Origin of the sequence: Pseudomonas sp. AFG_SD02_1510_Pfu_092, assembly GCF_003331055.1 — a bacterium.
Taxonomy (GTDB): domain Bacteria; phylum Pseudomonadota; class Gammaproteobacteria; order Pseudomonadales; family Pseudomonadaceae; genus Aquipseudomonas.
Genome location: NZ_PUQD01000016.1, coordinates 1 through 18432, shown reverse-complemented (window position 1 = coordinate 18432; position 18432 = coordinate 1). Strand labels below are relative to the sequence as shown.

Sequence of the window (18432 nt, the reverse complement as noted above, 5' to 3'; positions counted from 1 at the left end):
GCTGCCATTCTCGCGCACCTAAGCGCGCGACGGGCTCAAGGCATCACTCGCCCACTGGCCACTGAAAGCAGACGGCCATCGCGCCTGCAGTGCTTCGCAGGCCGCCTGGTCGGCCACCTGCGGCGCGTCGTCGAACAGCTGCGCCACGGGCGTCCAGGCCACCAACAGCCCCGCCGCCGCTGCCGCCAGGCAGACGTCCAGGTCGAACGTCGGCAACGCCTGCAGGCCACCGCAATGGTCGAACAGATCACGGCGCAGCAACATGCAATCGGCAGAGACTGCTGCGCAGTTGCGCACCGACGCTGGCCAGCGCGCCTTGCTGCAGTCCGCCAGCGACAGGCCCTGCCACGGCTGGTGCAGCAGCGGCCCCTGCAACAGGTCGAAGCCGGCATGCACGACCGTGCCGTCACGCGCCAGCAGGCGGGCGCCGACGACCCCGACTTCGGGCCTGAGGCCCTCGTTGAGCAAGCCTTCGATCCAGGCCGGTGAAATCACTTCGCAGTGCTCAGCGAGCAGCAGCAGGTATTCACCGGCGGCCTGTTCCGCCGCCAGGTTGAGCAGCGCCTCGCGCCCGCTCGCCGCGCCCGCCAGCAGCACCACCCGCTGGCCGAACCCTTGCAACGCGGCGGCAGTGGCTTCGGCCTGTTCGGCATTGCAGGCCACCCGCAGCTCGTAGCGTGGGTAGCGGGTGCGCTGCAGGACACTGGTCAGGCAGGCCTGCAAACGCTGCAGGTCACCTTCGGCAGCCACCAAGATGCTCACCAGCGGGGTGGCCGAATGGCGGAAGTCCACCACCAGGCCAGCCTCGCCCTGATCGTGCACCTCACCACGGTAACCCAGCAGGGTCAGGTGCCGCTTGAGCGTCTGTACAGCGTCGGCCTGCAGCGCTGGCGTCGCCTGGTTGCCCACCACCAGGTATTCGTCCATGTGCGCCAGGCCACCCTGCCCATGCTGCTCCACCAGACGCAACAGCACGTCGAACTCCAGCGCATGGCGGCAGGTTTCGCTGAAACCGCCCAGTTCCACCACGGTCTGCCGGCGCAGGCACCAGTGGCGCGACATCAGCCCTGGCTGCGCACGCAGCAGGTCGAGGTTGCTGCCTGGGCGAACCACGCCGTGCAGGCGGCCCTCGCTGTCACGCTGCACCTCGTTGGCACACACCGCCTGGCAGCCGGAAGCCTCGGCCAGCTCCTGCTGCAGGCGCAGCAAGCCACCGCTGACCAGGGTATCGCCCGCGTCCAGCAACATCAGCCAGTCGCTGCTCAGTTGGCGCACTTGCTGGTTGAGGTGGGTGACCCAGTTGCTTTCATTGACCTGGACGAAATGCAGGGTATCGCGTGCGGTGGTGATCGCCGGCGGCTTGCCGCCCTTGAGCACGACCAGCTTGAACTGCCGCAGCCCGCTGGCCAGCAGGCTGTCGAAGGTCGCCTGCAAGGCCAGGTCGTCGTCGGCCAGGTCGGTGACCACGAAGGTGACCGGCGCGCCCGGGCGCTTGTTCAGCGGCGCCAGCAGGCGCTGTTGCGTGGCCTTGTCCGGTGTGGCAGCGGCCAGCGCTTCGAGCACCTGCCCGGAAACCGTGCCGCGCAACCAGCCGTCGCCATCGATACCGGGTACCGCCTCCAGACGCGCGAGCCAGTCGCCCAGCTCGCGGGCGCGCTCGCCATCGTCCTTGCCGGTGAGGGTCGGCACCAGGCGCCGGCAGACTTCCAGGTTGAACAGGCCCAATGCCAACGCCTTCCAGTACCGCTGCTGCAAGGTGGCGGCGGTGTCGTTGGGGTGCACCTGCAGCAACTCGCGCTGGCGTACCCAGGTGCCCTCCAGCGCCTGGCGATGGGCTTGCCCGGTTGGCCAGGCATGGCAAAGAAATTCCAGTGCGGTCAGGCACTCGAACAGCGCACCGTTGTAGTACGGTAGTTCGACATACTGGCGCGGCTCGAAGATGCGCTCCGGCTCACCGATCACCGTGCCCCACGGCGAGGTGAACAGCAGCGGCGCTTCGCCCTGGTCGTAGGTCGCGCGCACGAAACGGTTGAGCACGGCAAAACCGGCATCGTCATTAGCCAGTTCGCCATCCCATTCACGCAACAAGCGCACGCTACGGGTCAACTGCTCATCGCGGGCCACGGCGCTCAGCGTGCTCGGCGCGTATTCACAGACCACATCGGTCTGCGCCAAATGCGCGATGTCGCCGCTGGCGACCAGGGCATAAGACAGGGCCACGCGCCAGGCAGCGAAGTCCAGCTCGCCCGGCAAAGTGTCGAGCAGCGCCTGCAGCGCCCCGACCCGCAGCACCGCGCGCCAGGCCGGCTGCCCGGCCATGGCGTACTGGCGCAGGCGTGCCCGCGCACTGCTATCGGCTGCGGCCTCGAAGGCCGAGCCGATCTTGTGGTAGGCCATCTGCGCGTTACCCGGCGCATAGGCCAGCGCATAGCCTTGGGCACCCTGAACCTCGGGCTGCGCATGCAGGCAGGCGGCGGCCTGCTGCAGGGCCGAGGGCAACACGAAATCGGCATCCAGGGCCAAGGTCACGAACGGCGTGGCAACCTGTTGCAAGGCTGCCGCCAGGCGCGCGCTGCACTGCTCGCCCGAGCTGCCCGCCAGAAGCGGTTCCACGGCCAGGCAGGGAATGCCAGCCTCGCGGTAGTAATAGACAGCACGGGCACGATGGTCGGGCTGTTCATGCCCAAGCAGGACGACGGTCACTGGGTTGTGCGACCCGATTGCGGTTTCGGCCATAGGGCACCTGTTCATGTTGTTGGTCTGGCGCCCGCCAGGGCAGGCGTCAGGTTTCAGTCCGCCAGCCAGGCGTTGGCCCACTGTTGCAGGTGGTGTGGCATCAGCACGTAATCACGCAGTACCGCTTCGCGCAGGGCGTCGCCCTGGCGGTAGCTGGCCTCGGGGTCGGCCAGGTGCATGCGGATCGCCTCCAGCCACTGTTCAGCGGTGTTGTCGCGCACCCGCGTGCACGGCAGATAGCCGTCATAGGCCTTGGTATCGGTGCAGATCACCGGGAAGCCACAGGCGCCGTACTCCAGCAGGCGCAGGTTGCTCTTGCAGTCGTTGAACAGGTTCTGTTCGAGCGGTGCCAGGGCCAGGTCGAGGTTGAGGCTGGCCAGCTTCTGCGGGTACAACGCCAGCGGTACGCCTTTGTGGAATTCCTTCACGTAGGGCCGCAGGGCATCCGGGCACATGCCGAAGAATACCCAGTCGACTTCGTCGGCCAGTTCCCGGATGACCTCCAGCAGCAGCTCCAGATCGCCCCGGTGGCTGGTGCCCCCCGCCCAGCCCACGCGCGGCCGCGCACTGCTCTGCCGTTCGCTGGCAAGCCCGGCCCACAGCGTTGCGGCGAGCATGTTGGGGACCACGCGGATATCCTGGTGCATGCCCGACAAGGCGTCGGCCAGCGGCTGGGTCGACACCACCACCCGGTCACACAGGGCGATACCCTGGGTGACCAGCTCGCGCATGTTGGCCGGCATGTTCCGCGCATGGGCGTTCTTTTTCGGCACATCGATGATGTAGTCGTCGATCTCGTAGATGCGCCGGGCGTTCGACAGGCGCTTGAAGCGCGTCATTTCTTCGATCGAGTTGATCGTGTAGCGGCACTGCAAGATCATCACATCGGGCTGCTCGCGCTCGATCTCGATCATCTCGGGGGTGCTGAAATCCAGCCGCCCCTGGATCCAGCCAGCGCGCTCCAGTTCGGTAAACGGCTGGGCCACCCGGTAGTGCCCGACCGCCGAGGTGTTGATCGGCAGCGCCAGCACCGACGGCAGTACCCGGCTGATGAACGGGTCCCAGCCACGGCGTTGCCCGGCATCGAGGTTGAAACTGGCCATTTTCAGGCTCAGGTTGCGGTTGTAGGCCGGGTCGCGGGCCACCTTGGCCAACCAGCGTTCATGGAAGATGTCCTTGTCCAGCAGCTTGCGCTGGCCGTCGGCCGGCACATCGCGGGTCGAGGCGAAGCGGACCAGTACCGCATGCGGTGTCCACACCGCCAGGTAGCCTTGTTCGCGGATACGCAGGCACAGGTCGGCGTCCTGCAGCCCGCCTTGAAGCCCCTGCACATCGAAACCGCCCAGCGTGGCGAACAGATCGCGGCGCACCAGCAGGCAATCCAGGCTCAGCGCACTCCAGTTCTGCACAGCATTGAGCCGCAGCATGTAGCCGCCGCTGTCCGCCGGCATGCCGACGAACGGGCTGTTGACGCCGCCATGCAGCCCCAGCACCATCCCGGCGGCAAAGATCTCGCCGCTGTGGGTACACAGCTTGGGCGCGACCACGCCGACCTCGGGGCGCTGGGCCTGGGCCATCAACTGCTCCAGCCAGGGCTTGTCGAAGGCCACGCAGGCGCTGTCGAGCAGCAACAGGTAGTCGCCGCGGGCCGCCTCGCTGGCCTGGTTCAGCTGCGCCACCTGGCTGCCGCTGGCAACCTCGACCACGCGCAGCTGATCGCTGCCCAGGCCCTGCATGGCCTGCAGCCATTGACGCAGGTCGCTCGGGGTATCTGGCGAGGCGACCAGCAGCACCTCGAAATGGCCGTAGCGGGTGTGTTCGAACAGCGACTCGACGCAGCGCATGGCCGCGCCCAGGTCGTCACCGAGCGTGACCAGGATCGAAACCATGGCTTGCAGCGGGTGCCGGTACAGCACCCGGCACAGCGACAGGCTGTCGGCACCGAGCACCTCGGCATCGACCCCCAGGCGCTGCAGATGGGCCCGCACCACCCGCGGCGCCTGCTGTACACAGCGTGGGTCGTGCAGCCACTGGCCGAAGTCCCACTGGCAATGCACCAGCAGTTCATCGATGTGTTCGATGGCCTGCAAGCCCCGGCTTTCGGCCAGGCGCCAGAGCGCGTCGTGGGGCGCGAGCATGTCGAAGTCCGGGTCGAAGCCGCCGACCTCGCGCAGCGCCGCACAATTGAATGCCAGTACGCGCCCGACATAGGGCAGGCTGCGCATCAGGTCGAGGTTGAAGTCTGGCTTGAAGATCGGCGTGGTCGGGCGCAGGGTGTCATGGCTGCCTTCGTCGACATAGATACAGGCCCGTTCGCGCAGGGCCATGCGCTCGCCCATGATCGCCAGCGCATGGGGCACCAGGCGGTCGCCAGCGCGCAGCAGCAAGACCCAGTCGTCCTCACTGGCGCGCGCCAGGCGCGCCTGCACCTGGGCCAGGCCATTGCCCTGCACGAGCATGCGCTCGACCCCGGCAGCGTCGGCCAGCGCCAGCGTCGCAGGGGCCAGCAGCCAGGTGCTGGCAGCGCCATAGGACTGCGCGGCAAGGCTGTCGAGGGTGGCGCGCAAGGCCAGCTCTTCCCCCGCTTCGGCCCAGATCACCGGGACGATGCGCGGTTGCCGGCCCCAGCGTTCGAAGCGCTTGGGCAATGCCTTGAGCTGCGCCGCCGACAGGTCCCGGCACTCCAGCCACTGGGCATACACCTCGTCGAACGACAGGCAATCGGTACCGACCTGCTGCGCCTGGCGCGCCTGCTGGGCGCCGTACAGCCGGTTGAGTTCATACTCGTCCCACTGCGCATCCTGCTCGCCGTGGTACCGCTCCAGCGGCAGGTAGCGCACCCAGCCACTGGCCGGCGCCGGTTCGCTGCTGCGCGCGGCGAGCATCGCCTTGATCCAGTCGGTTTCCACGGGGAACGCCATGGTCATGCTCGCCTGGTGGCTCAGGCGCCCGGGATGCAGGCGCTCCATGCTCAGAAAGCGTGACAGGTGGCCAAGGTTGCCGCGGCGCATCAGGCAGATGTACAGCGCCATGTCCAGGCGCGCGACAAAGCCGCCCTCCTGCACCAGCGCCGGCAGAAACTCCGCCACCCACTCACGGCGCAGCAAGGCATGGCTCAGCCCGCCGAACAGGTTGGGCGCATTGGTTTCCAACGCCTCGAGCAGGTCACTGCCCTTGACCACCGCGTCTTCCGGGCACATCACCGCATTGAGCATGCGCGGCGGCAACAAGGCGTCATCGGCGGCGCACAGCATGCGCTGGCAGATGGTCATGCTGACGTCGGCATGCTGCTGCATGACCTCGGCCTGCAGGCTGACACACTCGGGGAACAGGCGGTCGTCGTCACACAAAAACTTGATCAACGGCCCCTGGGCATGCTCCAGGCACGCCAGCAGGTTGCCGGCAAACCCCAGGGTTTGCGGGTTGCGCACATAGCGCACCGGCTTGCCGGTGTCGCTGCTCACCTCGTCGACGATGCGCTGGATCTCCGCCCCCCGGCTGTCATCGCAGACCAGCACGTCCAGCGCCGGGTAATCCTGGTTGAGCGCACTGAGCAAGGTGGCGCGGAAGAACTCGGGGTTGAAGGCGGGGATGGCGATGCTGACGAGGGTCTGTTGATTCACGGCGAAGACCTTGAAGAAGGTGCGTGGCCAGCAGCGCAGGGGCTGGCACACGCAGGGTGACGCGAGCGGGGTGCAATCAGATGTAGTTGACCAACGACAAGCTGGCGACCTTGGCATAGGCCTGCAGCGACGCTTGCAGCATGTTGGTCTGCATCTGCAGGCGCAGCATCACCTCGGCCGGGTCGCTTTCGCGGATCGAACTCTGCGTCTTGGTGTTTTCGGTGCTCAGCGCCTCGTTGGTTTCGGCCTGCACATCCAGCGCCTGGCCGCGGCCGCCGATCGCGCTGACCGACGACGACACCTGGTTGGTGGCGCTGGCGATGTTGCCAATGGCCGAATCCAGCGCGGCGAGGAAGTTCTGCCGGGCCACCGGGTCGTTGTCCACCGGGCTGGTCAGCGCGGTGCGCAGCTTGCCGATGGTGTCGAGCACGTTCTGGGTCTGGTGGGTATCGACCTTGACCGCGAACGTGTCGCCGGCGTTCGGCGCCCCGGACAGCTCGAAACTGACCCCGGCCGCAGTGGCGGTGGTACCGCCCGGCCCGCCCAGCGCACCCGAAGCCACCGGGCGGCTGTCGGCGGTGACCGGCGCGGCGTACAGCTCGAAGGTGCTGGCGCCGGTGAACTTCAGCACCGCACCACCGGCCGGGAAGGCGGCCTTGTAGGCTGCCGGGTCGGTGATGGTCGCGCCGGTCACCTGCTCGGACGAGGTGTTGCCCGGGCTGCGGGTGCCGGACACCTCGTCGGCCTTGGAACTGAGGCTGAAGGTATGCCCTGCGATCGCCGCATCTTCATTGCCCTTGTCACCGTCCTTGAAGGTGATGTCCAGGCGCAGATCGATACCGCGGAAGCTGATGCTGGTGTTGTCGCCGTTGGGGTCGAACTTGCCGCCCTGGCTGGCCTCGAGGGTGACGTCGTTGCCGGCGGCATCGGTGATCTTGTATTCGCTGCTGCTGAGGAATTCGATGCTGTACGGCTCGCCGCTGCGGAAGCGATCGTTGTACAGGCTGTTACCGGAGACCTGGCCGTTGGACAGGCTGACGCGGCCATCATCGGTGGTCGGCGCGGTCAGGCTGGTCTGGCTGCGGCTGGTGTTCAGCGCCTGCTCGAAGGCATCGTAGCCGGTCTCGTTGGCGGCCAGGCTGAGCATGTCACCAACCTGCAGGTTGAGCTTGCTCTGGTCGCCCTGGTAGCTGTAGGTGCCATCGGCGTTGCGCGCGTAAGGCGGGGTATCGCCCTTGGAGCCCGAGAAAATGTACTTGCCGTTCTCGTCCTTGCTGTTCATCAACGAGAACAGCTGGTCTTCCAGCGATGCCAGTTCATCGGCATTGGCCTTGCGATCGGCGTCGGTGAAGGTACCGTTGCCCGAGCTTACCGCCAGTTCGTTGACCCGCTGCAGAATGGTGCCGATGGAGTTCAGGGTGCTCTCGGCAGTGCCCAGGGCGTTGCGCACATTGACGATGTTGCCGCTGTACTGCTTGAGCATGTTCTGCTGCTGCTCCAGCTGCAGCAGGCGCGCGGCGCCGACCGGGTCGTCCTTGGCCGAACGCACGCGGATGCCATCGCTGGCCTCCTGCTGGGTCTTCACCGAATTGGCGAAGTTGCGCTGATAATTGGCGCTGTTGGTGTTGTAGAACTGCGAAGTGGAGATGCGTACGCTCACGATCTACGGCTCCTTAAAGACTGTTGATCAGGGTGGCGAAAGTTTCCTGGGCCGCCTTGATGATCTGCGACGACGCGGTGTAGTACTGCTGGAACTTGACCAGGTTGCCGACCTCTTCGTCGACCGACACACCCGACAGGCCGTTTCGGCTGTCCAGTGCCGAGGTGTGCAGCGCGCTGGTGGCATCACTGTCCATCTGTGCCTGCCCGGCCTTGCCGCCGACGTTGGAGACCAGCTTGGCGTAGGCGTCGGTGAAGCTGATGCCCTTGCCGTTGGCGCCGACCTCGACCGTGGACTTGGTCTGCAGGTCGATCACCGACTGGGCGTTGCGGTTGTCCGCCGAGCCGGCGCCGGTCAGCGCGACGGTATAGCTGTCGCCGTTCTTCGGCGCACCGGAAACGCTCATCTCGAAGGTGAAATTGCCACCAAGCGGATTGCCGCTGCCATCGACCATCGGTACCGACAGCTGCAGCTTGTTTTCCTGCCCCGGCAGAATCGTGCCGCTGCCGATCTCGGTGCCCTTGGCGTCGTACATCTTGTAGGCCTGCGGCGAACTGGTGTCGTCGCCGAACACCAGCTTGACCGGGGTCGAATACTTGAGGCCAGTCTGCAGCTGCGAACGCTGGGCGGCATCGTAGATATCCATCTGCGAGGTCAGCGTCGGCTGGCCGATCACACCGGTACCCTTGTTGCCCAGGCCACTGCTGGCGGTCAGCGGCGAGGCCAGGGCCAGGCGCTTGGGGTCGGTCAGCACGGTCTCGATGCCGGCGGCGGCATTGCGCGTCGGGGTGATCTTGAAGCTGTCACCGGCGCTCAGGCCACCGCCATTGAGCGACAGGCTGAAGCCGTCGATCACCGGTGGCGGCGTGTCGCTGAGGTCGAAGCTGCCCATGTCGGTGCCTTCCGGCAGCTTGCGCACGTTGTAGCCGGTGGCGCTGGTGAAGGTCACCTGGTAGTCGCTGGTGCTCAGCTTGCCGGAGTCCTTGATGGTCACATCGAGGTTGCCGGAGCCGGCGCTGTTGCCGCTCTTGGCGATACTGCGCTGGCTGATGGCCGCGGCGCTGTTGATGTCACCGAACAGGGTGGCACCGAAGTCACCGTTCTTGTCGATGCCCTGGGCCAGCTGGCTGTTGATCGCATCCGCCACCACCAGCGCCACGCGGCCCAGCTCGTTGAGCGCGGGGTCGAGGGTTTCCTTGCGGTAGCGGATCAGGCCACCGAGCTCGCCACCGCTGGCGCTGCTGGTGATGTCCATCTTGGTCGAGCCGCGGTTGAGGATCAGGCTCATGCGGGTCGGGTCGGTCGCGCTCGGTTCCACGCCGATGGTCTGGGTGGTCTTGCCCAACACCAGGGCCTGGCCGTTCTTCAGGTAGATGTCGTAGTTGCCTTCACGCTCGACGACATCGGTGCCGATCAGCTTGCTCAGCTCACGCACGGCGCCATCGCGCTGGTCGAGCAGGTCGTTGGGCTGGCCGGTGATCGAACTGACCCGGGAAATCTGGTCGTTGAGGTCGGCGATGGTCTTGGTCAGGTTGTTCACCTGGTCGGCCATCGACGCCATGTTGGCGTTGATGTTGCTGTTCTGCTGGTTCAGCTGCGAGGACAGCGTATTGAAGCGCTTGGCCAGGGACTGCGCGCTGGTCAGCAGCAGCTGCCGCGAGGCGTCCTCGGACGGCTTGGCGGCGGCATCCTGCATGGCCGTGAAGAAGCTCTTCAGTGCGGCGGTGATACCGGTATCGCTGCTCGACAGTGCGGTGTCCAGCGGCGTGATCTGATCCAGGTACGAGGAGGCATCGCTGCTCAGCGAGGTGGTGCTGCGCAGCTGGTTCTCGAGGAACGCGTTGTACACCCGGCGCACATCGGCCAGGGTGGTACCGCTGCCGATGAAGACCTGGCCGACCTGTTGCCCGCCCTTGGTCTTCTGCACGTTCTGCTGGCGCGAGTAGCTTTCGACATCGGCGTTGGCGATGTTGTTACCGAGGGTGTACATCCCCGATTGCGCGGCGCCAAGCCCCGACATACCAATGTTGATCAAACTCGCCATGGTTCCATGCCCTTAAATTTTCGTTGCGGTACCGAGCATCGCGTAGTGCTCGGACGACTTCATCTGTCTTGCGATCTGCGAGATCTTGCTGGCGTAACTCGGGTCGGTGGCATACCCGGCCTTTTGCAACTCTTGCACGAACTGTTCTGGTTTATCGGCGGCCTTCAGCGCATCTTGATAGCGCGAATTGTTCTGTAACAGGCTGACCAGGTCGTGGAAGCTGTCCTGGTAGGACTCGTAGGAACGGAACGCCGCCGTCTCCTTGACGAACTGGCCGTCGCGGAATTCGCTGGTGATCGCCCGCGCCGAATCGCCTTGCCAGTTGCCGCTGGCCTTGATGCCGAACAGGTTGTGGCTGCTGCTGCCGTCGCTGTTGCGCATGACCGACTTGCCCCAGCCGGTTTCCAGCGCCGCCTGGGCCACCAGGTAGCGTGGGTCGATACCGATGCGCTTGGCCGCCTGCTCGGCCATCGGCAGCATGGTGGCGACGAATTCTTCACTGCCGGCGAAGGCCTTTTTCGGCGCCAGCGGCGGCTGCGCCACGGCGCGCCCGAGGATGCGCAGGCCGTTGTCCGGCACGGCAAAGGTCTTGGCCACCGCCTGGCCGTCACGGGCAGGCACGGCAGCGCTGTCGCTGCTGGCCGCCGCTGGCACGATGCCGGCCAGCAGGCGATCAGTGAGCTTGCTCGGCAGCGCCAGGCGCCGCGAGTTGAGCGCGGCGACGTCGTTGCGGGTGGCATTTGCCTGGCTGGCGTGCAGCGGCTCGGCCACCTTGTTGCCCCACAGGGTCGGGGCATTGCCCTCGATACGCGGGAACGGGCTGGTGTTGGCCGGCGCGCTCTTGTTCTTCGACAGCTGGCGCACCAGCACGTCCTGCAGGCCGATACCCCCGCCCTCGCGGGACATGCTCACGGCCAGCTGCTGGTCGTACATGTCGCGGTACTGCTTCACCGTTTCGGTGTTCATCGGGTTGTCGGCGGCCAGCACATCGCTGGCCTTGCGCGAGGCCTTGAGCATTTCGCTGATGAACAGCGATTCGAATTCCTGGGCCACCTTGCGCACATTGGCGTCGCTGTCGCGGTCGCCGTGCTTGAGCGAGCTCAGGCGGTTGAGGTCGGTGTAGGCACCGCTGTCGGCGCTGCCGGAAACCAGGCTCTTGCTGTTCATGCGCGCCGTCCTCAGATCACGATCAGGTCGGCCTGCAAGGCGCCGGCCTGTTTCAGGGCTTCGAGGATGGCCATCAGGTCGCTGGGCGCTGCGCCCACCTGGTTGACCGCGCGAACGATCTCATCCAGCGTGGTGCCCGGGCCGAACTTGAACATCGGCTTGGCTTCCTGCTCGGCGTTCACCCGCGAACGCGGGACCACGGCGGTTTCGCCATTGGAGAACGGCCCCGGCTGGCTGACGATCGGGTCTTCGGTGATGGTCACGGTCAGGCTGCCGTGGGTCACCGCCGCCGGCGACACCTTGACGTTCTGGCCAATGACGATGGTGCCGGTACGCGAATTGATGATGACCTTGGCCACCGCCTGGCCCGGGTCGATTTCGAGGTTTTCGAGGATCGACAGGTAGTCCACGCGCTGGCTCGGGTCCATCGGCGCAGTGACCCGCACCGAGCCGCCATCCACGGCCTGGGCCACGCCCGGGCCGAGCAGGTCGTTGACCTTGTCGACGATGCGCTTGGCGGTGGTGAAGTCGGGGCGGTTGAGGTTGAGGGTCAGGCTGTTGCCCTGGTTGAAGCCGCTCGGCACCGCACGCTCGACGCTGGCACCGCCGGGGATGCGACCGGCCGACGGAACGTTGACGGTGATCTTCGAGCCGTCACGGCCCTCGGCGTCGAAACCGCCCACCACCAGGTTGCCCTGGGCCACGGCATAGACGTTGCCGTCGATACCTTTGAGCGGGGTCATCAACAGGCTGCCGCCGCGCAGGCTCTTGGAGTTACCGATCGACGACACGGTAATGTCCACCACCTGCCCCGGCTTGGCGAAAGCCGGCAGGTCGGCATGCACCGACACCGCCGCGACGTTCTTCAGCTGCACGTTACCGGAGCCGGCCGGCACCTTGATGCCGAACTGCGACAGCATGTTGTTGAAGGTCTGCAGGGTGAACGGCGTCTGCGTGGTCTGGTCACCCGTGCCGTTGAGGCCGACCACCAGGCCGTAGCCGATCAGCTGGTTGGAACGCACGCCAGAAATGCTGGCGATGTCCTTCAGGCGCTCGGCCTGGGCGCCGAAGGCACAGGACAGGAGCAGGGTTGCGGCAATCAGCTGCCTCACGTTGAACATGGTCATCCGTACTCAGAAAGGCCAAAGCGGGCTGATGAAGAAGCGGTCCAGCCACCCGGGCTGGCTGGCATCGGCGAACGAGCCGGTACCGGAATAGGTGATGCGCGCGTCGGCCACACGGGTGGACGGCACGGTGTTGTCGGTGGCGATGTCGTCGGCGCGGATCATGCCGGCAATGCGCACCAGCTCTTCGCCGGTGTTCAGGGTCAGCCACTTCTCGCCGCGCACGGCGATGATGCCGTTGGGCAGCACTTCGGCCACGGTCACGGTGATCGAACCGGTCAGGGTGTTGCCCTGGGTGGCCTTGCTGTCGCCCTTGGTGGCGCGCTCGCCGCTGTAGCCGGCCTCCAGCGACAGGTCACCGCCGCCGAACGGGTTGTTGGTGTTCGGCGTGGTGCCGAACAACGAGGTCAGGCCGATGTTGGCGTTGCTGTTCTTCTGGATCTGCGAACCGGCGTTCTTGCTCGCCGACGTGCGCTCGTTGAGGGTGATGGTGATGATGTCACCCACCCGGAACGCCTTGCGGTCGCTGTACAGGTTCTGCTCGAAACCGGCCTGGTAGATCGAACCGTTGTTGGCCGCTGCCGGCAACGGGGTGCGCGGCAGTACCGGCGCGTAGTACGGGTCGTTGGGCTTGGGCGTCGGCGCGACGCAACCTGCCAGCAACACCGCCCCCCCCAGGGCGAAAACGGACAACAGACGATTCATGACGCTTACCTCACGGGTGCAACGGAGTGACTGGGCTGGGTGCTATCGGCCTTAGAGCTGCTGGGTAACGAACGACAGCATCTGGTCGGCGGTGGAAATGACCTTGGAGTTCATTTCGTAGGCACGCTGGGTGGTGATCATGTTCACCAGCTCTTCCACGGTGCTGACGTTGGAGTTTTCCAGGGTCTGCTGCAGGGTGGTGCCGAAACCGTTCAGGCCCGGGGTGCCGACTTGCGGCGCGCCACTGGCGGCGGTTTCGAGGAACAGGTTGTCGCCGATCGCCTGCAGGCCGGCCGGGTTGATGAAGTCGGCGGTCTGGATGTTGCCGATCACCTGCGCTGCCGGGTTGCCGGCGGTGGTGATCGAGACGGTGCCATCCTGGCCGACGGTGAAGGTCTGGGCATCGTTCGGCACGACGATGGCAGGCTCCAGGGCAAAGCCGTTGGCCGTGACGATCTGGCCATCGGAGTTCAGGTGGAAGGTGCCGTCACGGGTGTACGACACGGTGCCGTCCGGTTGCAGCACCTGGAAGAAGCCACGGCCGTTGACCGCCATGTCCAGCGGGTTTTCCGTGGTCTGCAGGCTGCCGGTCTGGAAGTTCTTCTGGGTGCCGACGATGCGCACACCGGTACCGACCTGCAGGCCGGACGGCAGCTCGCTGTCCTGGGTGGACTGCGCGCCTGGCTGGCGCTTGATCTGGTACAGCAGGTCCTGGAATTCGGCGCGATCACGCTTGAAGCCGGTGGTCGAGACGTTGGCCAGGTTGTTGGAGATGACCGTCAGGTTGGTGTCCTGAGCGGACAGGCCGGTTTTAGCGACCCAAAGAGCCGGAAGCATGTAAGTTCTCCTCGTGCGCCTGTTTTACGGCACCCGTTCAAAAGTGATTAGCCGATTTGCAAAACACGCGCCATGGCTTCGTCGCCTTCCTTGGCCGCGTTCATCATCTTGACGTGCAGTTCGAATTGACGGGACAGCGCCAGCACCGAGGTCATTTCTTCCACGGCATTGACATTGCTGCCTTCCAGAAAGCCCGACACCACCCGCACATTGACGTCGGCGTCGGCCGGCTGGCCATCGCGGGTATGGATCAGGCCATCCAGGCCCTTGGTCAGGCCTTTGGTATCGGGGTTGACCAGCTTGATGCGGTCGACCTCGGCCATGACCCGCGGGTCTTCGCCCATGGAGCGGATGCTGATGGTGCCGTCGGCACCGACTTCCACTTTTTGCTCGGGCGGGATCGCGATCGGGCCACCGTTACCCATCACCGGCATGCCGTTGCCGGCACGCAGCACGCCAAGGGCGTCGATGTTCAGGCTGCCGGTGCGAACATAGGCTTCGCTGCCATCGGGGGCCTGCACGGCGATGAAGCCCTTGCCGGTCACCGTCACATCCAGGTCGCGCCCGGTTTCCACCATCGGGCCTTCGCTGAAGTCGGTGGCCGGGCGTTCGGTCATGGCGAAGGCACGCGCCGGAAAGCTGTCGCCGAACACCGGCATCGAACGCGCCTGTTCCAGGTCACGCTGAAAACCGTTGGTGGAAATGTTCGCCAGGTTGTTGGCGTGGGCCTTCTGCGCCAGCGCGTTCTGGCTGGCGCCGGTCATGGCCACGTAAAGCATCTTGTCCACAGTCATCCTCCGCTGCACTGGCGATCGTTTGCCGCTCGCCGTTGCTGTACTGGCTCTAAAGCAAGTTCCGAACCAACTTTCCGAAATCGTGAAAAAGCCCGTGAATACGGGCTTTCGAGGGGGCCGCCGGGGGTGGTGAACGCCGGTTATCCGGCGCCTGCTTGCCGATGGCGGCAAACCTGGGCCGGCCTCTTCGCGGGTTCACCCGCGAAAGGGCCGGTACAGGCCTAATCAAGGCTCACGACAAGCACCATTGCTGTAGGGCCCGGCAAATTTCTTCCAGCCCTCCCCCGGCGGCCACTGCGAACAGACCAGCCGCCCATCCACCTGGCTTTCCCAGCGCCACCAGGGCGCGGTACCGGCCTGGGCCTGGTACAGGCACAACGCCGCGATCAACGTGACAAGCAGCCTTTTCATGTGCACTCCGGCAAAAACGACGAACCCCTTCACGACAAAGGGGTTCGTCCACACACGCTCAGTCAGCGCGCATCAGGTCATCTGGATGACGGTCTGCATGATGGTGCTTTCGGTCGAGATGGTCTTGGCGTTCGCCTGGTAGTTGCTCTGCGCCTTGATCAGCTCCACCAGCTCCTGCGTCAGGTTCACGTTCGAGCCTTCCAGCGCGTTGGACTCGACACTGCCCAGAGTGCCGGTCTTCGGCTCATCGATGCCGGGAATGCCGGAGGAGTAGGTTTCCGTCCAGCGGGTACCACCGATCTGCTGCAGGCCCTGCTCGTTGGCGAAGCTGGCCAGTGCCACCTGGCCGATGGCGCGTGACTGCTGGTTGCTGAAGCTGGCGAACAGCACGCCGGTCGAGTCGATGCTCAGGCTCGACAGGATACCGGTGGCGTAACCGTCCTGGGACTGCGACATGCGCGCGGTCTCGGTGTTGTAGGAGGTGGTGCTGTTCATCGCCAGGCGCATGCCATCGGCGTTGCCGGCCGCGCCATTCGAACCCCAGTTACCGGCAGAGTCTTCCACCGCCGGCACCCAGCCAGTCATGGTGAAGGTGTTGTTGGTGACGGTGAACGAAGAGCCTGCCGGGTGCCCGGTGTTATCGGCGGTCATGCTGCTCACCGAACCATCGCTGTTGAAGCTGATGGTACCGCTCAGCGGCACGGTGGATGCCGGGTCGAACGGGTTGCGCCCGTCCACCAGGGTGTACATGGTCCACTCATTGGTGCCAGTCTTGCGATAGAACTGCTCCATGGTGTGCTCGTTGCCCTGGCTGTCGTACACCTTGGTCGGGAACGACTTGGTGTAGGTCGTCTGATCGGACGGATCGAACGGCAGGTTCGGCACCATCGCGCCAGTGCCATCGTCGACTTCCAGCGGGATGTCGGCCGCCGAAGAGTTCAGGTTGATGCCCTGGTCGATCAGCGAAGTGGCCTTGGGCTGCAGCGACGAGGTGTCGATCTGCAGGTCGGTCAGCACGCCTTTCTGGATCTTGCCGGTCGAGTCAGCGGCATAGCCCTGCAGGCGCAGGCCGTCCGAGGTGACCACGAAGTTGTCCTTGCTGGCCTGGAACGCACCGGCACGGGTGTAGACACGCGAGCCGTTATCCGACAGCACGAAGAAGCCCTGGCCCTGGATACCCATGTCCAGCACGTTGCCGGTGGTATTGACGTCGCCCTGGGTGAACTGCTGGGAAACGGCCGCCAGACGCACACCGTTGCCCACCTGGTTCTTGCCGACGCCCAGGCGGTTGGAGCCGGCGTAGACATCGGCGAACTCGGCACGCGACGACTTGAAGCCGTTGGTGTTGACGTTGGCGATGTTGTTGCCGGTGACATCCAGCTGTTTGTTTGCTGCGTACAGACCGCTAAGGCCGATGTTGAAAGACATGAATTCGCTCCTTTTGCCGCACTAGCGGGCCTTAGATACCGATGGTTTGCACGTCGGAGAGGGAAACTTTGCCAACGCCGGCAAGGTTGAGGACCATTTCGCCGGCGGCGCTGAAGCTGACGCTGGTCACCTTGGCTGGCAGCAGCGTGTTCATCTGCACCGCCTTGCCATCCACCGTGGTGCTGGCGGTGAAGGTGTAGGTACCCGGGTCGACTTTCTCGCCGCTGTTGTTGGTACCGTCCCAGATGAAATCGGCGTAACCGGCTTTCTGTTCGCCCAGTTCGATGGTCTTGACGGTGTTGCCGTCCTTGTCCTTGATGGTGATCTTCGCTTCGCCGATGGCTTGCGGCACCACGAACTGCGCGTTGAAGCTTTCGGCGGTGTCGACCACCGCCTTGTCGTTCTGCACCACCACCGAGCGGCCGACCAGCGACGACGCCTGCAGGGCCTGGGACGAGGCCATGGAGCCGGTAATGGCGTTGACCGATTCGTTCAGCGAGGTAATGCCTTCCAGGCTGCTGAACTGCGCCAACTGGGCAACGAATTCACCGTTGTCCTGTGGGTCCAGCGGGTTCTGGTGCTGCATCTGGGTCACCAGCAACTGCAGGAAGGCATCCTTGCCGAGCGAGTCGTTGCCGGTCTTGGATGCAGTGTCAACGGCCTTTTTCGTGGGGGTACCCACACCGGAAGCCGTGAGCACTTCATTGAGGTTCACGCCGGTAGTATCGATTGCCATGGTCTGGTTTCCTTATCACTGACCGAGGGTCAGGACCTTCTGCATCATGCTCTTGGCCGTGTTCATCAGCTCGGCATTGGTCTGGAACGCACGGCTGGCAGAGATCATGTCAGCCATCTCCTCGACCACGTTGACGTTCGGGTAGTAGACGTAGCCGTCCTTGTTCGCCGCCGGGTGGTTGGGCTCGTAACGGGCTTCCAGATTGCTCTGGTCCTCGACGATGCCTTTTACCTGCACGCCCTGCCCCGCCTCGCCCTGGTCTTCGAACAGCGACTGGCTGCTACCGGCCTGGGCATTCTGGAAGGTGGTGGCGAACACCGGGTGGCGGGCGCGGTAGGTCTGGTCGATGCTCGAGGACACGGTCTCGGCGTTGGCGATGTTGGAAGCAACGGTGTTCAGGCGCGTGTTCTGCGCACTCATGCCGCTACCGGCGATGTTGAAGACACTGGAAAGGGACATGGTCATTCTCCCCGCAGGGCCGAAACCAGCCCTTTGAATTTACTGTTGAGCAAGGTGAAGCTGGCCTGGAAGCCGACGGCGTTTTCGGTGTAGTTCGATTGCTCGATCTGCGCATCCACGGTGTTCTGGTCGATCGACGGCTGCGCTGGCGTACGGTACTTGAGGGTATCGTCGGCCATGGCCAGGCCATCGGCCTCGATGTGGCGGCTGTTGGTGCGGTCGAGGCTGAAGCGGCCGCCGCTCTGCTGCTTGTCGCTTTCAGCGGCGAGCACCGAGGCGAAGTCCATGTCACGCGCCTTGTAGTTGGGCGTGTCGGCGTTGGCGATGTTGTTGGCCAGCACTTCGGCGCGCTGGGCGCGGAAGCCCAGAGCCTTTTCGTGGATACCAAGCGCCTTGTCGAAGCTGATGCTCATGTCGGGGAAACCTTCGGAGGTTGACCGGAATATCGTTGGCCAAGCTATAGCAAGGGCTGTGCCAACCCACTGCAAGCCCGGAAATACGGGGTTGCGACGCCAGGTGCTGTCAGGGTGATGCCAGAAAAGCGGCAAAGACCTTCCGCCGGATGCGGCGAAAGCGGCAATTGCCAGGCGGCAAAAGCGGCAATACAAAAAATTGACGTCAGGGTTACCTGGCCTGTGCCGGCCTCTTCGCGGGCGCGCCCGCTCCCACAGCGGCCATGCAAGCCTCACTGTGGGAGCGGGTTCACCC

Annotated in this window: 14 protein-coding genes; all 14 read right to left on the bottom strand. The window is 65.0% G+C overall.

From position 1 onward, the window contains the following. Positions 1-18 precede the first annotated feature (18 nt). On the bottom strand, positions 19-2736 hold the full coding sequence (locus C6A77_RS09755) for a glycosyltransferase (protein ID WP_114169271.1): 2718 nt from the start codon (positions 2734-2736) through the stop codon (positions 19-21). Positions 2737-2789: 53 nt separating this feature from the next. After that, complete coding sequence (locus tag C6A77_RS09750; protein ID WP_114169327.1) at positions 2790-6359, bottom strand: glycosyltransferase; 3570 nt, start codon at positions 6357-6359, stop codon at positions 2790-2792. A 76-nt stretch (positions 6360-6435) separates the two neighbouring features. Then, on the bottom strand, positions 6436-8019 hold the full coding sequence (locus tag C6A77_RS09745; protein WP_114169270.1) for a flagellar hook-associated protein 3: 1584 nt from the start codon (positions 8017-8019) through the stop codon (positions 6436-6438). Between the two features lie 13 nt (positions 8020-8032). Next, positions 8033-10063, bottom strand: coding sequence for a flagellar hook-associated protein FlgK (gene flgK, locus C6A77_RS09740; protein WP_114169269.1), 2031 nt, complete (start codon positions 10061-10063; stop codon positions 8033-8035). Between the two features lie 12 nt (positions 10064-10075). Then, a complete protein-coding gene (flgJ, locus tag C6A77_RS09735) occupies positions 10076-11230 on the bottom strand; it encodes a flagellar assembly peptidoglycan hydrolase FlgJ (protein WP_114169268.1) in 1155 nt (384 codons plus the stop codon). Between the two features lie 11 nt (positions 11231-11241). Beyond that, positions 11242-12357 (bottom strand): flagellar basal body P-ring protein FlgI, encoded by a 1116-nt coding sequence (locus C6A77_RS09730; RefSeq protein WP_161959659.1) that lies wholly within the window; start codon positions 12355-12357, stop codon positions 11242-11244. A 6-nt stretch (positions 12358-12363) separates the two neighbouring features. Further along, on the bottom strand, positions 12364-13059 hold the full coding sequence (gene flgH, locus C6A77_RS09725; RefSeq protein WP_085589051.1) for a flagellar basal body L-ring protein FlgH: 696 nt from the start codon (positions 13057-13059) through the stop codon (positions 12364-12366). Between the two features lie 51 nt (positions 13060-13110). After that, positions 13111-13896 carry a flagellar basal-body rod protein FlgG gene (gene flgG, locus C6A77_RS09720; protein ID WP_015271239.1) on the bottom strand — a complete coding sequence of 262 codons (786 nt, stop codon included), beginning with the start codon at positions 13894-13896 and terminating at the stop codon, positions 13111-13113. A 47-nt stretch (positions 13897-13943) separates the two neighbouring features. Beyond that, on the bottom strand, positions 13944-14684 hold the full coding sequence (locus C6A77_RS09715) for a flagellar basal body rod protein FlgF (protein ID WP_114169267.1): 741 nt from the start codon (positions 14682-14684) through the stop codon (positions 13944-13946). A 231-nt stretch (positions 14685-14915) separates the two neighbouring features. Next, positions 14916-15101, bottom strand: a complete 186-nt coding sequence (locus C6A77_RS09710; protein ID WP_114169266.1) for a hypothetical protein — start codon at positions 15099-15101, stop codon at positions 14916-14918. 72 nt (positions 15102-15173) lie between these two features. Continuing rightward, positions 15174-16529 carry a flagellar hook protein FlgE gene (gene flgE, locus C6A77_RS09705; RefSeq protein ID WP_114169265.1) on the bottom strand — a complete coding sequence of 452 codons (1356 nt, stop codon included), beginning with the start codon at positions 16527-16529 and terminating at the stop codon, positions 15174-15176. 31 nt (positions 16530-16560) lie between these two features. Then, positions 16561-17265 (bottom strand): flagellar hook assembly protein FlgD, encoded by a 705-nt coding sequence (gene flgD / locus C6A77_RS09700; protein WP_114169264.1) that lies wholly within the window; start codon positions 17263-17265, stop codon positions 16561-16563. A 15-nt stretch (positions 17266-17280) separates the two neighbouring features. Next, positions 17281-17724 (bottom strand): flagellar basal body rod protein FlgC, encoded by a 444-nt coding sequence (gene flgC, locus C6A77_RS09695; RefSeq protein ID WP_041505704.1) that lies wholly within the window; start codon positions 17722-17724, stop codon positions 17281-17283. A 2-nt stretch (positions 17725-17726) separates the two neighbouring features. Beyond that, a complete protein-coding gene (gene flgB, locus C6A77_RS09690; RefSeq protein WP_114169263.1) occupies positions 17727-18137 on the bottom strand; it encodes a flagellar basal body rod protein FlgB in 411 nt (136 codons plus the stop codon). Positions 18138-18432: the final 295 nt, after the last annotated feature.

Bases quoted from the DNA above. Each gene is read 5' to 3' on its own strand.
- C6A77_RS09755 (WP_114169271.1), bottom strand. From the start codon at position 2,736: ATGGCCGAAACCGCAATCGGGTCGCACAACCCAGTGACCGTCGTCCTG.
- flgK (WP_114169269.1), bottom strand. From the start codon at position 10,063: ATGGCGAGTTTGATCAACATTGGTATGTCGGGGCTTGGCGCCGCGCAA.
- flgJ (WP_114169268.1), bottom strand. From the start codon at position 11,230: ATGAACAGCAAGAGCCTGGTTTCCGGCAGCGCCGACAGCGGTGCCTAC.
- C6A77_RS09730 (WP_161959659.1), bottom strand. From the start codon at position 12,357: ATGACCATGTTCAACGTGAGGCAGCTGATTGCCGCAACCCTGCTCCTG.
- flgH (WP_085589051.1), bottom strand. From the start codon at position 13,059: ATGAATCGTCTGTTGTCCGTTTTCGCCCTGGGGGGGGCGGTGTTGCTG.
- flgG (WP_015271239.1), bottom strand. From the start codon at position 13,896: ATGCTTCCGGCTCTTTGGGTCGCTAAAACCGGCCTGTCCGCTCAGGAC.
- C6A77_RS09710 (WP_114169266.1), bottom strand. From the start codon at position 15,101: ATGAAAAGGCTGCTTGTCACGTTGATCGCGGCGTTGTGCCTGTACCAG.
- flgE (WP_114169265.1), bottom strand. From the start codon at position 16,529: ATGTCTTTCAACATCGGCCTTAGCGGTCTGTACGCAGCAAACAAACAG.
- flgD (WP_114169264.1), bottom strand. From the start codon at position 17,265: ATGGCAATCGATACTACCGGCGTGAACCTCAATGAAGTGCTCACGGCT.
- flgC (WP_041505704.1), bottom strand. From the start codon at position 17,724: ATGTCCCTTTCCAGTGTCTTCAACATCGCCGGTAGCGGCATGAGTGCG.
- flgB (WP_114169263.1), bottom strand. From the start codon at position 18,137: ATGAGCATCAGCTTCGACAAGGCGCTTGGTATCCACGAAAAGGCTCTG.